The 236-nt window shown below is 59.3% G+C and carries 1 protein-coding gene; it reads right to left on the reverse strand.

Going from position 1 to position 236, the window contains the following annotated elements; translation table 11 throughout:
* Nucleotides 1-236 (reverse strand): cytochrome d ubiquinol oxidase subunit II (locus SB756_RS35365; protein ID WP_410913919.1); only part of this gene is annotated, 236 nt, incomplete at both ends.

Consider the following 236-nt stretch of genomic DNA (forward strand, 5'->3'; position numbering starts at 1 on the left):
GGTGAGGCGGCAGCCCAGATGGTCACTGATGGCGGAATAATGTTTGGCCAGATACTGATGCCCAGCCCGGAGAAGCCCAGGAAGATCAGCGCCAGCGTCAGCAGGAACGGTGAATAGTGCGCCTCGCGCTTAATGGCGCGCACAATGCCCCACGAACAGAGCAGCACCAATACCGGAACCGGCAGGAACAGGAACAGGTTGGGTTTGCTGAACCAGCGATGCGCGATATCCGCATG

Source organism: Pseudomonas sp. SIMBA_068 (assembly GCF_046534705.1).
Lineage (GTDB): Bacteria > Pseudomonadota > Gammaproteobacteria > Pseudomonadales > Pseudomonadaceae > Aquipseudomonas > Aquipseudomonas putida.